The sequence below is a fragment of the Pseudomyxococcus flavus genome (assembly GCF_050038885.1).
Lineage (GTDB): Bacteria > Myxococcota > Myxococcia > Myxococcales > Myxococcaceae > Myxococcus > Myxococcus flavus.
In genome coordinates, this window is record NZ_CP143624.1 from 5,259,545 (window position 1) to 5,272,921 (window position 13,377).

The following is a 13,377-nucleotide window of genomic DNA, read 5'->3' on the forward strand; positions in this document are numbered from 1 at the left end:
GGGCCCGCTACTGGGCGGGGAACAGCGTCTCGATGGAGAGGTAGCGCTCACCCGTGTCGTAGTTGAAGGTGAGCACGCGGCTGCCGTCGTTCATCTCGCCCAGCTTCTGGTTCACCGCGGACAGCGCGGCGCCGGTGGAGATGCCCACGAAGATGCCCTCCTCGCGCGCGGCGCGGCGGGTGAACTCGAAGGCGTCCTCCTCGGCCACCTGAATCACGCCGTCCAGCGCATCCTTGTGCAGGTTCTTGGGGATGAAGCCGGCGCCGAGGCCCTGGAGCGGGTGCGGACCCGGCTGGCCGCCGCTGATGACGGGCGACTTGGTGGGCTCCACCGCGAAGACCTTCAGCTTCGGCCAGACCTTCTTCAGCTCCTCGGCGCACGCGGTGATGTGGCCGCCGGTGCCCACGCCGGTGATGAGGTAGTCGAGCCCCTCCGGGAAGTCCTTGAGGATTTCCTGCACCGTGGTGCGGCGGTGGACCTCGATGTTGGCCTCGTTGTCGAACTGCTGCGGCATCCACGCGTTGGGCACCTGCGACACCAGCTCGTTGGCGCGGGCGATGGCGCCCTTCATGCCCTGGGCGCGCGGGGTCAGCTCGAAGGTGGCGCCGTAGGCGGCCATCAGGCGGCGGCGCTCGATGCTCATGGACTCCGGCATCACCAGCACCAGCTTGTAGCCCTTCACCGCCGCGACCATGGCCAGGCCGATGCCGGTGTTGCCGCTGGTGGGCTCGATGATGACGCTGTCGGGCTTGAGCAGGCCGCGCTTCTCCGCGTCCTCAATCATGGACAGCGCGATGCGGTCCTTGATGCTGCCGCCCGGGTTGGCGCGCTCCAGCTTCATGTGCACCGTCACGCGGGACGGGAACAGCCGGTTGATGCGCACGTGCGGCGTGTTGCCGATGGTCTCCAGGATGTTGTTCGCCTTCATGTGGGGGGCCTCGTCGGTGGGTCAGATGTGGAACTCGAGTGCGTCCAGCGAACCGTCCGCGCCGCGCTGACGCACCTCGCTGCGGCGGGTAACCACGGATTGAGAGGGGATGCTCTGCGTGAGCCAGGCGTTGCCGGCGATGATGCTGCCCCGGCCCACCACGGTTTCACCGCCGAGGATGGTGGCGTTGGCGTACACCACCACGTCGTCCTCGATGGTGGGGTGACGCTTCTTGTCCGTCAGCCCCTTCTCCACCACGAGCGCGCCCAGGGTGACGCCCTGGTAGATTTTGACGTTGTCGCCGATGAGCGTCGTCTCGCCGATGACGACGCCCGTGCCGTGGTCGATGACGAAGCGCCGGCCAATGGTGGCCCCGGGATGGATGTCCACGCCCGTTCGCTGGTGCGCGTACTCGGTCAGCAGCCGGGGCAGCAGCGGGAAGCCCAGCGCGTGCAGCGCGTTGGCCACCCGGTAAATCGCAATGGCGTAGAAGCCCGGGTAGGTGAGGATGACCTCGTCCACCGTGCGCGCGGCCGGGTCCGCCTCGAAGATGGCATCGGCGTCTTGACGCAGCCAGTCATAGAGGCCCGGCAGCCGCTCCATGAAGCGCGCGGGGAGGTCCCGCTCGATGCCGGGGTAGAGCGGCGCCAGGGTGTCGCGGATGCGGTGGAGGCTGGCCTCGACGGTGGTGACGTCCCGGCGGACGGCGGCGGCCGTACACTCCAGGCGCTCGGCGAAGTGGGGGAAGAGCAGGCCCAGCACCTGCCCGACGAATTCGGGGGCGGCGCGCCGTACGTCCGCAGGGAAGCAGTGGCGCTGCCGGGCTTCCAGCAGGGCCGCGACCAGCCTGGCGTTGGAGTCGTCCATGAGCCTTCGTTTCTAACGCAGTGCGTGGGCCGGCTGCACGGCGGAATGGCCGATTCCGGGATGGACTGTCGTTTCCCGGGAAGGCCCGCTGTCCAGGACCCGCGCCATCAGTGCGAGCCGCTGTCCTCCAGGCCCGCCAGGCGCGCGCCCGCCGGGTGGGTCCGGGGTGCTTGCCGCACGCCACCACCGGCGGGACGATGACGCCATGTCCCAAGCCCCGGCCCCTTCCTACGCGCATGGCACCAGCACCACCCCCCTGCTGGGAGAGACAATTGGTCAGAACCTGCGGCGGACGGTCGAGCGGTACGGAGACCGGGAGGCGCTGGTGGTCGCCTCCCAGGGGTACCGGGCCACGTACCGCGAGCTCTGGGCGCTCACCTCGCAGGTGGCGCGCGGGCTGATGGCGCTGGGGATCGAGAAGGGGGACCGGGTGGGGCTCTGGTCACCCAACCGCTTCGAGTGGGTGGCCGTCCAGTACGCCACGGCGCGAATCGGCGCCATCCTGGTCAACATCAACCCGGCCTACCGCACCACGGAGCTGGAGTACGCGCTCAACCAATCCGGGACGAAGGTGCTGGTGCTGTCGCGAGGCTTCCGGCAGACGGACTACCGGAGCATGGTGCAGGAAGTCCATCCGCGCTGTCCGGGCCTGCGCCAGGCGCTGGTGATGGAGGACGACTGGCAGCGGCTGCTCGAGGGGGCGAAGGACGTCTCCGAGGAGGCGCTGGCCGCCCGCGAGGCGTCGCTCCAGTTCGATGACCCCATCAACATCCAGTACACGTCCGGGACGACGGGCTCGCCGAAGGGCGCCACGCTGTCGCACCACAACGTGCTGAACAACGGCTTCTTCATCGGCGAGGCCCTGCGCTACGGGCCGGAGGACCGGGTCTGCATCCCCGTGCCCTTCTACCACTGCTTCGGCATGGTGATTGGTAACCTCGCCTGTACCAGCCACGGCGCCACCATGGTGATTCCAGCCGAGGCGTTCGACCCGTTGAGGGTGCTCCAGACGGTGCAGGCCGAGCGCTGCACGTCCCTGTACGGCGTGCCCACCATGTTCATCGCGGAGCTGGACCACCCCCGCTTCGGTGAGTTCGATTTGTCGACGCTGCGCACCGGCGTCATGGCTGGCTCGCCATGTCCGGTGGAGGTGATGAAGCAGGTGCAGTCGCGCATGCACATGCGCGAGGTGACCATCTGCTACGGCATGACGGAGACGTCGCCGGTGTCCACGCAGAGCGCGCTGGACGAGCCGCTGGACAAGCGGGTGTCCACGGTGGGGCGCGTGCACCCGCACCTGGAGGTCAAAATCATCGACGCGGGCACGGGCGCGGTGGTGCCCCGGGGCTCGCCCGGCGAGCTGTGCACGCGCGGGTACAGCGTGATGCTGGGGTACTGGGCCAACCCCGAGGCCACCGCGGCGGCGGTGGATGCCGCCGGCTGGATGCACACGGGCGACCTCGCGGTGATGGACGAAGAGGGCTACGTGAAGGTGGTGGGCCGCATCAAGGACACCATCATCCGCGGCGGTGAGAACATCTCCCCGCGCGAGGTGGAGGAGTTCCTCCACTCGCACCCGGGCGTGAGCGAGACGCAGGTCATCGGCGTGCCGAGCAAGAAGTACGGCGAGGAGGTGATGGCCTGGGTGCGCACGAAGCCCGGCGTGACGCTCACCCCCGAGGAGCTGACGGCCTTCTGCACCGGGCGCATCGCGTCCTTCAAGATTCCCCGCTTCTGGAAGTTCGTTGACGCGTTCCCGATGACGGTGACGGGCAAGGTGCAGAAGTACAAGATGCGCGAGGCGTCCATCGGCGAGCTGGGACTGGAGGACGCCGCGGCCATCAAGACGGCTTGACGCGGGACGCGCGTGGCTTCGCGCGGGCCGTGTGTTGGCGGGGGCCGCCTTTGGGCGCGAGGCTTCCGGAGCGCGGCCTGGGCCGGCTTTACGGACTGCTTCGCCGCCGCCTTGCCTGGGCCAGCGTCACGGACTGCTTCGTCGCCGCCTTGCCTGGGCTGGCTTCGCGGGCCGCTTCGCCGTCGTCTGTGGCTGCTTCGCGGGCGCCTTCGCTGCCCGGGGCGTCGACGTCTTGGGCGCTCTCGTCGCTGCCGGTGTCTGCTTCGAGCCGGGCTTCTTCGCTGCCGCCTTGGCCTGGACTGGCTTCACGAGTTGCTTCACCGCCGCTCGTGCCGGCTTCGTGGCTGTCTTCGCCGCCGTCCGGACCGGCTTCGTGGCTGTCTTCGCCGCCGTCCGGACCGGCTTCGTGGCTGTCTTCGCCGCCGTCCGGACCGGCTTCGTGGCCGTCTTCGCCGCCGCAGGGACCTTCGTCTTGGCCGTCTTCGTCGCTGTCCGGGCGGGGCGCTGCTTCTCGGCAACCTGCGTCTCGGGAGCAGGGGCCGCGGCCCTCGCCCGAGGCTTCTTCGCCGCCTTCTTCAGCGCCGCCCGGTTGGCCGCGTCCACCGCGCGCCGGGCCCAGGGCAGCAGTGCGTAGGCGTCATCCGCCGCGTCCGCGGGCGGCGTCCAGTAGCCCATCTCCACCGGCTTGCTGCCGCCGTCGTAGACGAAGGGCCGGCACCCGGCGGCCTGGAAGTCGGGCTTCGTGACGTCATCCACCTTCAGGAAGAGCTGGCCCTCCGCGATGAGCCCGAACATCCGCCCGCCCAGGTAGAGCCCCCAACCGCCGAACATCCGGCGTGACTGCACGGGCCCCACTTTCTCCAGCAGCTCCACGGTGTACTCAACGAAGCTGTCCGTCCGGGCCATGGTGATTCTCCGTGTATCGACGGCCCACGAGCGCGGAGGCCATCACGCGCGGCACGCTAGCGCACCCGGGGGCCGGGTGAAGCCTTCCTCATGCCCCACGGCTCGGGCATGGCGCGCACGCGCTCCACGATGAAGGCCTTGAGCGCTCTCGCCGCGGCCGTGAGGTAGCCCTCGCCCCGGTGTATCAGCGCCACCTGTCGTTTCAGTCCCCCGCGCGCCAGGGGCACCACGTCGAAGCCCTGGGCCCGGTGGTCCCTCACCATCAACTGGGGCACCAGCGCCACGCCCAGGCCTCGCTCCACCATGCGGCGCATGGCCTCCGCGTTGTCCGTCTCCAGCGCCAGCCGGGGTGTCACGCCACGCGCCTCGCACGCCGCCTCCATCGCCCGGGTGCCGCTCATTCCTGGGATGACGACCCAGGGCTCTTCCACGGCCTCGTCCAGGGCCACGGGCTTGCCCAGCCGCGTGAGGCGGTGGCCCCTGGGCACCGCGAGCACCAGCGACTCCTCCCACAGCTTCTGGGCGACCAGGTCCGCTCGCCGCACCGGAAGGGACAGGATGGCCAGGTCCAGGACACCGCGCGCCACGCCTTCCTCCATCGCGGGCGCCAGGCCCTCGCTCAGCCGCGGGCGGACTTCCGGATACCGCTGCGCGAAGGCCGGGATGATGTCTGGCAGCAGATAGGCCCCGACGGTGTGCAACGTCCCGAGTGCCACCACGCCGTGCGGCGTCCCGGACAGCCGCTCCAGCTCCGAGGTGCCCGCCGTCAGGGCGTCCAGGGCGCGCTGGGCGTGGGGCAGGAAGCGCTCCCCCGCGTCCGTCAGCACCGCGCCGCCCGGGGTGCGGACGAGCAGGCGCGCGCCCAGCGTGGCCTCCAGCGACTGGAGCTGCCGGGACAGGCCCGACTGGGACAGGCCCAGGCTCCTCGCGGCGGTGGCGAGGCGTCCCGCCCGGGCGACTTCAAGGAAGGCTCGAAGCTGTTCGGAGGTCATGCGGATTCCGCAAGCAGCCTATGCGGAAGATGCGATTTCCGCATGGAGCACCGAGGCGTAGAGAAAGGCGATGGACGGAAGCGGCGTCACGGTGGAACCCAGGGTCAGTGCGCGTCCGGGCACGGCGCGGCGGATGGCGACGGGCGCGGTGCTGCTGGCCCTGGTGGTCAGCGCCTTCGAGGGCACCGTCGTGACGAGTGCCATGCCCACCATCACCCGGGAGCTCGGGGGGCAGCACCTGTATTCGTGGGTGTTCTCCGCCTTCCTCTTCGCGTCCACGGTGGGTGTGCTCGTCTCCGGCAAGCTGGCGGACCGGCTGGGGCGCAAGCCCGTGTTCTTCGCCGGCATGGGCCTGTTCCTCCTGGGCTCGGCCCTTTGCGGCCTGGCGCAGTCGGTGCCCGGGCTCATCGCCTTCCGCGTGCTCCAGGGCCTGGGCGCGGGGGCGCTGCAGCCGACCACGCTCACCATCTCCGCCGACCTCTACACGTTGCGCGAGCGCGCCGCCGTGCAGGGCCTCTTCACCGGCGCCTGGGGCGCGGGCAACGCGGTGGGGCCGCTCATCGGCGGCTGGCTGGTGATGCACGCCTCCTGGCGCTGGGTGTTCCTGGTCAACGTGCCCGTGGGCCTGTTCGCCGCGGCGCTGCTGTACTTCTCGTACCGTGACCCGCCCCGCAGGCGGGACGTCCGGATGGACCGGTGGGGGACGGTGCTGGCCGGGGCCTCCGCCGCGCTGCTCCTGTTCTCCCTGGAGCCGGGGACTCCCGGCCTTCGGTGGCTGTGCGCGCTGGCCGCCTTGGGCGCGGGCATCGCGCTGGTGCTCCATCAGCGGAAGGCCGAGGTGCCGCTGCTGCCGGGCGAGCTGCTCAAGGACCCCGCCATGCTCACCGGCATCGCGGGGGGCATGGCGAGCGGGGCGCTTCTGTACAGCATGGCCGCGTGGGTGCCGCTGTGGATGACGGAGCAGGGCGGGCACACGCCGCTGGCGGCGGGCCTGGCGCTGCTGCCCATGCTGCTGGGCTGGTCCGTGGGCTCCACCTTCGGCGTGAGGTTGCTGGTGCGAGGCGGCATGCGGCTGAGCGCGGGCGTGGGCTTCACGGTGGCGGCCGTGGGCGCCGGGTGGCTGGCGCTGGCGGCCGCGCGCGGGTGGGGCGTGACGGCCGCGCTCATGGGGCTGGCGGTGCTCGGCCTGGGGCTGGGACCGGCCGCCAGCACGTCCCTGCTGGGGCCCCAGTCGCGCGCGCCCTGGCACCACCGGGGCATCGTCACCAGCACGCTGTACGCCACGCGGCTGCTGGGAGGCTCGTTGATGGTGGCCGCGCTCGCGCTGGCCAACGGGCACTTCGCGCGCCAGTTCGCCCTCGCCGCGGGGCTCACGGCCGTCGCGGCGCTGGTGCTGGCCCTCGCCGCTCCCGGACGGGCGGAGCCGGCCGCCGCCGACGCGTGAGCCGGCGCGGGTGCGTGCCATGGAGGCGGTGCCGACGTTGCGCCTTGGCTCGGGCACGCCCGCATGTCGGGGCTCGGTGCGTGCCGCGCCAGGCCGGGGGAGCGCGTCCTGGGATGCGGCGCTCAGCCCACACCACCGTCCGGCACCGACGCACGGGCTCCCGGGGTCGGTGCCCGCGCGGCGCCGGCCAGCGCCAGGGGCCACAGCTTCGCCAGCGCGGAGCGCAGCTCGGCGGCGCCCCGGTAGCGGTCCTCGGGGCGCTTCTCCAGCAGCTTCAGCACGACGCGCTCGATGGGCTCGGGGAGGTTCGGCCGCAGCGTGCGGGGCGGCACCGGGCGCTCCTGAACGTGCAGGAACATCAGCGGCACCGGGTCGGCATGGCGGAAGGGGAGCTGGCCGGTGAACAGCTCATAGGCCACCACGCCGAGCGCATACAGGTCCGTGGCGGGTGAGACGGCGGGGCTGCCCATGACCTGCTCGGGGGCCATGTACTCCGGCGTGCCGAGCACCGCGCCCTGCGCCGTCGTCCCCATGACGTGCGTGCTCTTGGCGAGCCCGAAGTCCATCAGCTTCAGCACGCCGGCGCGGGTGATGAAGAGGTTGGCGGGCTTCACGTCGCGGTGGAGCACGCCCCGGCCGTGCGCGTGCTCCAGCGCCACCGTGGCGTGGGTGAGCCAGCGCAGGGCCTCGGCCAGCGTGGGCCGCCGCTCCAGCAGCCGCTGCCGCAGGTCCACGCCGTCCAGCAGCTCCACCGTGAGGAAGTGTCGCTCGCCGTCCACGCCCACGTCGAAGACGCGCAGGATGTTGACGTGCTCCAGCGCCCGCGCGTGCTCCACCTCCTGGCGGAAGCGCGCCACCAGCGCGGCATCCGCGTGGGGCACCGCGAGGACCTTGAGCGCCACGCGCGTGTCCTGCCGCAGGTCCGTGGCCTCGTAGACGGCGGAGCTGCCGCCGGCGCCGAGCCAGCGCTCCACCCGGTAGCGGCCCGCCACCGCCTGCCCGGGCACCAGCCCGCGCACGACGCTGGACGGCGACGCGGGGACGGGGATGCCCTGGAGCAGCGTGCCGTGCGGCGACATGGGCGTCACCGGCCGCAGCGTCTCCGCCAGCGAGAGCGCCGGCGGGGGCGTCACCGGGCGGAGCGCGACGTCAGGGGGCGTGTCGCCCCGGTGGGGGAGGCCCGTGCCAGGGCCCTGGGGCCTTGCGATTGCCGGCGGCGGCGTCACCCGCGGCGGTGGCTCCAGCGTGGCGCCCCCCAGGTACGCCACGCCTTCTTCGTCGTCGGTCGAGTGCACCTCGGCCTCCCTCGTCGGCCTCGTCGCGGCGTGGGTTCAGGGGTCCAGCAGCGAGACGTGGGACGGTGCGCCCACGCCCTCGATGTCCAGGTGCGGCGTGGGCAGGTTGTACTCGGCCGCGGCGGTGGTGGCCTCGACGATGATGGGGCCGGCAATCTCCGGCGGCTCGCCATGGCACAGCAGGTCCACCACGTGCTCCAGCGTCCACTTGCCCAGCCGGCTCAACACCAGCCGCGTGCCGTCGTACTGCGCGGTGTCCGACAGCTCCTGGCTCGCCGCCAGCTTGACCTCCACCGAGTCCCCCAGGTAGCCGCGCGCCAGCGCCAGCACCCGGTCCAGCACGGCGTTCCAGGCCTGCAGGTGCGTGCGGTCCTGCGCCTCGTCCATGATGTCCAGGCCCACCTGGAGCTTCTCCATGCGCTCCAGGAACTGCTGCACCAGCGACCCGCGGATGATGCGGCCGTGCTGCGGCGCAATCATCTCCACCCCGGGCTCCAGCTTGCGGATGGCCGCCACCGCGCGCTGCAGGGCCGAGTTCACCGGCATGTAGATTTGATGGAACGCGCGGATGCCCGCCCAGTCGGACTCGTCCGCCCAGAGCCCCTTCGCGTTGGAGTCCGTGAGGCCGCCGAAGAGGTCCCCTGTGAAGAGCACGCGCGTCTGCGGGTCGTAGAGCATGACGGCGCCGCGGAAGTGGCAGAAGGGCGAGGGCACCGGCAGGAGCCGGTGGCCGGTGGGCACGCTGAGCCCCTGCGCGAACTTCTCCGTGGGGATGAAGCGGTGGCGCGGCAGGTTCTGGTGGACGATGAGCCGCCAGGTGTCCTCCGAGCAGAGCAGGCCGGCCCGGGGCGCGTAGCGCGCGGAGATGATGCTCGCCGACGAGCCCACGTCCGGGTCCTGGTGGTTGATGAACATGGCGGACAGCCGCTCCATGCCACCGATGAGGGACGTCACCTTGGTGTGGATGGTGGAGAAGTCGCTGCTCGAACCCGGGTCGACGAGGAGGTTGAACTCCGTGGGCCGCTGCGTCTTCTTGTCCGTGCCGCGGAAACGCAGCAGGTAGGGGTTGGCGTAGAAGATGTTGCCAGGCTCGCGCTTGCCCACCCAGAACGTCTCGGGGGCAATCTCCACCGGCACGAGGCGGAGGTCGGAGCTCTGGCTCGGGCTCGGGACTGGGGCAACGGTGCTGCTCATGGGCGCGGCGTTCCTTCCCTCTCTTGGGTGTATGCCCTTGCCCCGTAGCAATCGCCGCGCCGGGAGCGCTTCCCTGGGGAGGGCACGTGCGCGCGCCAGCGCGCGGCGCAAATCCTGCGCGGAGGCGGGGTGGGGCGCAGGTCCTGCGTCCCGGGTGTTGGCGGCCGTGCACGGGCCCGTGCGGCGTGGCAGGCTCGCGAGCCCCACGCGCGCTCCGCCCATGCCCGACCCGTCCGTACTCGCCACCTGGGGGCTCCCGGGGCTCTTCCTCATCGCGATGCTGGCGGGCTCGGTGGTGCCGGCGCCCTCAGAGGCGCTGCTCGCCGCGCTCGTCTACGGCGGGACGGCGCCCGCGACGGCCGTCGGGGTGGCGACCACGGGCAATGTGCTGGGGGCCCTCTCGCTCTATCTGCTGGGCCGGTGGGTGGCTCGCGGCGGCGGTGGGGCCGTGGGGCGGTGGTACGCGCGGCGGCGCGAGAAGGAAGGCCCGCGGCTGGAGCGCATCGAGGCGTGGACGCGGACGTGGGGCGCGCCGGTGCTGGTGCTGTCCTGGCTGCCCGTGGTGGGGGACGCGTTCGTCCTCGCGGGAGGCATGCTGGGTGTGCGCCCGCTGCCCTTCGTCTTCTTCGTCACGCTTGGCAAAGGCTTGCGTTACCTCGCCGTCGCGTTGTCGGCCGCGGCGGTCGTGTAGCGCGTGGTGCCTGACGTTTCACCCATGTTTCACGCAACGACGGCGGTGTGCCGGTCGAAAAACGAGACAGGTGAACAGCGCATTCCCCGTGAGTCGGGGGTAGTGTGCGAATGTCTCACCTGACCTCTCAACAGCTCCTTGCCAGGAGCAGGACCGGACATCGTGCGTGACAAGGCAACTCCTTCAGGGCTTGGGCAGTCCAACTGGCGGCGGCAGGCCGCGGCGCTGCTCCTGGCGGTGCTCGCGGCGTGTGGAGGTGAGGACCTGTCGCAGGAGGCCCCGGGCCTCGACGATGCCGCGGTGGGGCAGCGGCAGGACGCGCTGGGCAATGTCCGCCTCCGGCTGCTGGCCGCCAACACGTCCAGCGGCAACGGGCAGGACTACGACCTGGGGCACGGCATCCGCATCTTCCAGGGCACCGACGCCGACGTGGTGATGATTCAGGAGTTCAACTACCGCTCGAACACGGCGGCGGACCTCCGCAGCTTCGTGGACACGGCCTTCGGTCCGGGGTTCCACTACTACCGCGAGGGTGGGGCGCAGATCCCCAACGGCATCATCAGCCGCTATCCCATCATCGCCTCGGGCGAGTGGGATGACCCGTATGTCTCCAACCGCGACTTCGCCTGGGCGCGCATCGACGTGCCGGGCCCGCGGGACCTCTGGGCGGTGAGCGTGCACCTGCTCACCACGAGCAGCGGCAACCGCAACGCGGAGGCGTCCAGCCTGGTCAGCCGCATCCGGGCCAACATCCCCGAGGACGACTACCTGGTCATCGGCGGCGACCTGAACACCGGCAGCCGCAGCGAGTCCACCTTCAGCACGCTGGCCCAGGTGGTGCGCACCGCCGGCCCGCACCCGGCGGACAAGAACGGCAACACCAACACCAACGCGGGCCGCAACGAGCCCTATGACCACGTGCTGGTGGACAACGACCTGTACGCGTACCAGACGGCGGTGGTCATCGGCGGCAGCTCCTTCGCCAACGGCCTGGTGGTGGACACGCGCGTGTACACGCCGCTGAGCGAGATTTCCCCCGCGCTCTTCGGTGACAGCGGCGCCTCCGGGATGCAGCACATGGCCGTCATCAAGGACTTCCTCATCCCGGGCGATGACGCCTCCCATGACGCCTTCGTCACCGTGACGTCGCCCAATGGCGGCGAGAGCTGGGCGGCCGGCGGCGTGCGCAACATCACCTGGGCGTCCTCCGGCATCAGCCAGGTGAAGCTGGAGTACACGCTGAACGGCAGCACCTGGAGCACGCTGGCCGCCAGCACCTCCGCCGCCACGGGCAGCTACGCGTGGACGGTGCCCTCCAGCGCGACCACCACCGCCCGCGTGCGCGTCAGCAACGCGGCCGACGCCAGCGTCAGCGACACCAGCGATGCGGCCTTCACCATCACCACCTCCACGGGTGGCGGCACGGGCAAGGTCCTGGTCAACGAGGTCCTGGTCAACGAGCCGGGCTCGGACGTCCGGGGCGAGTTCGTGGAGCTGGTGAACACCGGCTCCGCGGCGGTGAACCTGAGCGGCTGGACGGTGTCTGACGCGGCCAGCGTCCGTCACACCTTCCCCAGCGGCACCTCGCTGGCGGCGGGCGGCGTCATCGTGGTGTTTGGCGGCGCGGCGGGCATTCCGGCCGGCACGCCCCATGCCGTGGCCGCCTCCACGGGCACCCTGGGCCTGTCCAACAGCGGCGACACCGTCACGGTGAAGTCCAGCACGGGCGCGGTGGTGGACACCGCGGTGCTGTCCTCCGGCGTGAGCGGCACGGATGGCGTGTCCGCCAACCGCAGCCCGGACCTGGGCGAGGGCGCGCCCTTCGTGCTGCACACCAGCCTGTCCAGCCTGAAGTCCTCGCCGGGCCGGCGCGTCAACGGCGCGTCGTTCTGAGCGGCGCCGTCCGAAGTGCCACGGCCCTGTTTCCCCTGGCGGGAGGCGGGGCCGTTCCGCGTCCAGGTCTCAGTGGCTCTCCGGAGGCGTGGGGGACAGGGGCACATGTGTCTCCGCGGGCCGCGCCGAGGGGCGGATGATGAGGCCCTCCTCGGTGTCGGGAGGGCCTCCGGGCGTGGCCGGGTCGCCGGGGCGCGGCGTGGGCCGGCCGTAGTCACGCTCGTAGATGCGGAGCAGGGCAAGGAAGAAGGCCACGATGAGCGGCCCCAGGAGCAGGCCCACCGTGCCGAAGGCCGCGAGGCCTCCGAGCAACGCGAAGAAGACGATGGCCCCGTGCTGGTGCATGCCGCGCTTGGCGAGCAGCGGCTTCACGACATTGTCCACCAGGCCCACCACCACCGTGCCCCAGATGGCGAGGAACAGCGCCGCCCAGGGATGGCCGCTGAAGAACATCAGCGCCGCGGCGACCAGCACGACGATGGCCGCGCCCACGGCGGGAATGAGCGCCATGAAGAAGGCCACCCCCGCGAAGAAGAGTGAGGCGGGGACCCGGGCGATGAGGAAGCCGACGAGCGCCGCCGCTGACTGCACTCCGGCCGTGGCCACCGAGGACACCAGGACCGCTACGGAGACGTTGCGGAACTCCCGCAGGATTTCGTGCGTCTGGCCGCGCCGCAGCGGCGACACGCTCTCCACCCACGCCACCAGCCGCGCCCCGTCTGTCAGCAGGAAGAACAGGGCGATGAGCATCATGATCGTCTGGAAGGCGATGGAGCCCGTCGCCGCCACCGCCCCCGTCACCGCCCGCGCCGCCGTTCCGCCCTGGGAGCTCACCTGCTGCTGGAGTGTTTCGTCGAGCTGGGCCTCCTCCAGCGGGATGCGCTCGAGCAGGCTCTCCACCGGCCCGCGCACGGGGCCCGGAATCTTGTCAATCAGCCCTTCCACGCCCTCGCGCTGCACCGTGTCGGAGACGAACTTCACGCCGTCGGACACCTCGGTGACGACGAAGGCCGTCAGGCCGCCCAGCGGCAGCAGCAGGGCCAGGATGACTCCCGAGACGATGATTCCGGCCGCCAGGCCGGAGCGCCCGCGCAGCTTCCGGCTCAGCCCGGAGTAGAGGCCGTAGAAGGTCCCCGCGAGCACCGCCGCCAGGAAGAAGGCTTTGGCAAGCGGGCGGACGACCAGGGCCAGCAGGAGGATGGACAGGAGGATGAGACCGGTGAACACCCGCCGGGCGGTCTGCTCGGTTGCCATACCCGTCAAGGTAGGGCGACCTCCGCGGATGGGCAGGGGCGGGCGGCGCCTCTGCCTG

General features: G+C 71.3%; 11 protein-coding genes. 4 read left to right on the plus strand and 7 right to left on the minus strand.

Features of this window, described 5'->3' with window-relative positions:
• Positions 1–7: 7 nt before the first annotated feature.
• A complete protein-coding gene (gene cysK / locus VZL07_RS22015; RefSeq protein WP_426749573.1) occupies positions 8–928 on the minus strand; it encodes a cysteine synthase A in 921 nt (306 codons plus the stop codon).
• 21 nt (positions 929–949) lie between these two features.
• Positions 950–1,795, minus strand: a complete 846-nt coding sequence (gene epsC / locus VZL07_RS22020) for a serine O-acetyltransferase EpsC (RefSeq protein WP_426749574.1) — start codon at positions 1,793–1,795, stop codon at positions 950–952.
• A 205-nt stretch (positions 1,796–2,000) separates the two neighbouring features.
• On the opposite strand from epsC, the gene VZL07_RS22025 reads away from it, so the two are divergent.
• Positions 2,001–3,650: an AMP-binding protein gene (locus VZL07_RS22025; protein WP_426749575.1), complete on the plus strand. Its 1,650-nt coding sequence runs from the start codon at positions 2,001–2,003 to the stop codon at positions 3,648–3,650.
• Between the two features lie 126 nt (positions 3,651–3,776).
• On the opposite strand, the gene VZL07_RS22030 is transcribed toward VZL07_RS22025, so the two are convergent.
• Together VZL07_RS22030 and VZL07_RS22035 are read right to left on the minus strand one after the other, a co-directional pair.
• Entirely contained in the window at positions 3,777–4,556 is a 780-nt protein-coding gene (locus VZL07_RS22030) for a TfoX/Sxy family protein (RefSeq protein ID WP_426749576.1), read from the minus strand.
• A gap of 56 nt (positions 4,557–4,612) precedes the next feature.
• Entirely contained in the window at positions 4,613–5,548 is a 936-nt protein-coding gene (locus tag VZL07_RS22035; RefSeq protein WP_426749577.1) for a LysR family transcriptional regulator, read from the minus strand.
• A gap of 70 nt (positions 5,549–5,618) precedes the next feature.
• On the opposite strand from VZL07_RS22035, the gene VZL07_RS22040 reads away from it, so the two are divergent.
• Entirely contained in the window at positions 5,619–6,992 is a 1,374-nt protein-coding gene (locus tag VZL07_RS22040) for an MFS transporter (protein WP_426749578.1), read from the plus strand.
• A 122-nt stretch (positions 6,993–7,114) separates the two neighbouring features.
• On the opposite strand, the gene VZL07_RS22045 is transcribed toward VZL07_RS22040, so the two are convergent.
• Positions 7,115–8,287, minus strand: a complete 1,173-nt coding sequence (locus tag VZL07_RS22045) for a serine/threonine-protein kinase (RefSeq protein ID WP_426749579.1) — start codon at positions 8,285–8,287, stop codon at positions 7,115–7,117.
• A 36-nt stretch (positions 8,288–8,323) separates the two neighbouring features.
• Positions 8,324–9,481, minus strand: coding sequence for a hypothetical protein (locus VZL07_RS22050; protein ID WP_426749580.1), 1,158 nt, complete (start codon positions 9,479–9,481; stop codon positions 8,324–8,326).
• A gap of 220 nt (positions 9,482–9,701) precedes the next feature.
• Between VZL07_RS22050 and VZL07_RS22055 the strand changes: the two genes are divergently transcribed.
• Together VZL07_RS22055 and VZL07_RS22060 are read left to right on the plus strand one after the other, a co-directional pair.
• Entirely contained in the window at positions 9,702–10,172 is a 471-nt protein-coding gene (locus VZL07_RS22055; protein ID WP_426749581.1) for a YqaA family protein, read from the plus strand.
• Positions 10,173–10,334: 162 nt separating this feature from the next.
• Positions 10,335–12,065 (plus strand): lamin tail domain-containing protein, encoded by a 1,731-nt coding sequence (locus VZL07_RS22060; protein WP_426749582.1) that lies wholly within the window; start codon positions 10,335–10,337, stop codon positions 12,063–12,065.
• Between the two features lie 69 nt (positions 12,066–12,134).
• Here the strand turns inward: VZL07_RS22060 and VZL07_RS22065 are convergent, their stop codons facing one another.
• Positions 12,135–13,319, minus strand: a complete 1,185-nt coding sequence (locus VZL07_RS22065) for an AI-2E family transporter (protein ID WP_426757349.1) — start codon at positions 13,317–13,319, stop codon at positions 12,135–12,137.
• Between the last annotated feature and the right edge of the window lie 58 nt (positions 13,320–13,377).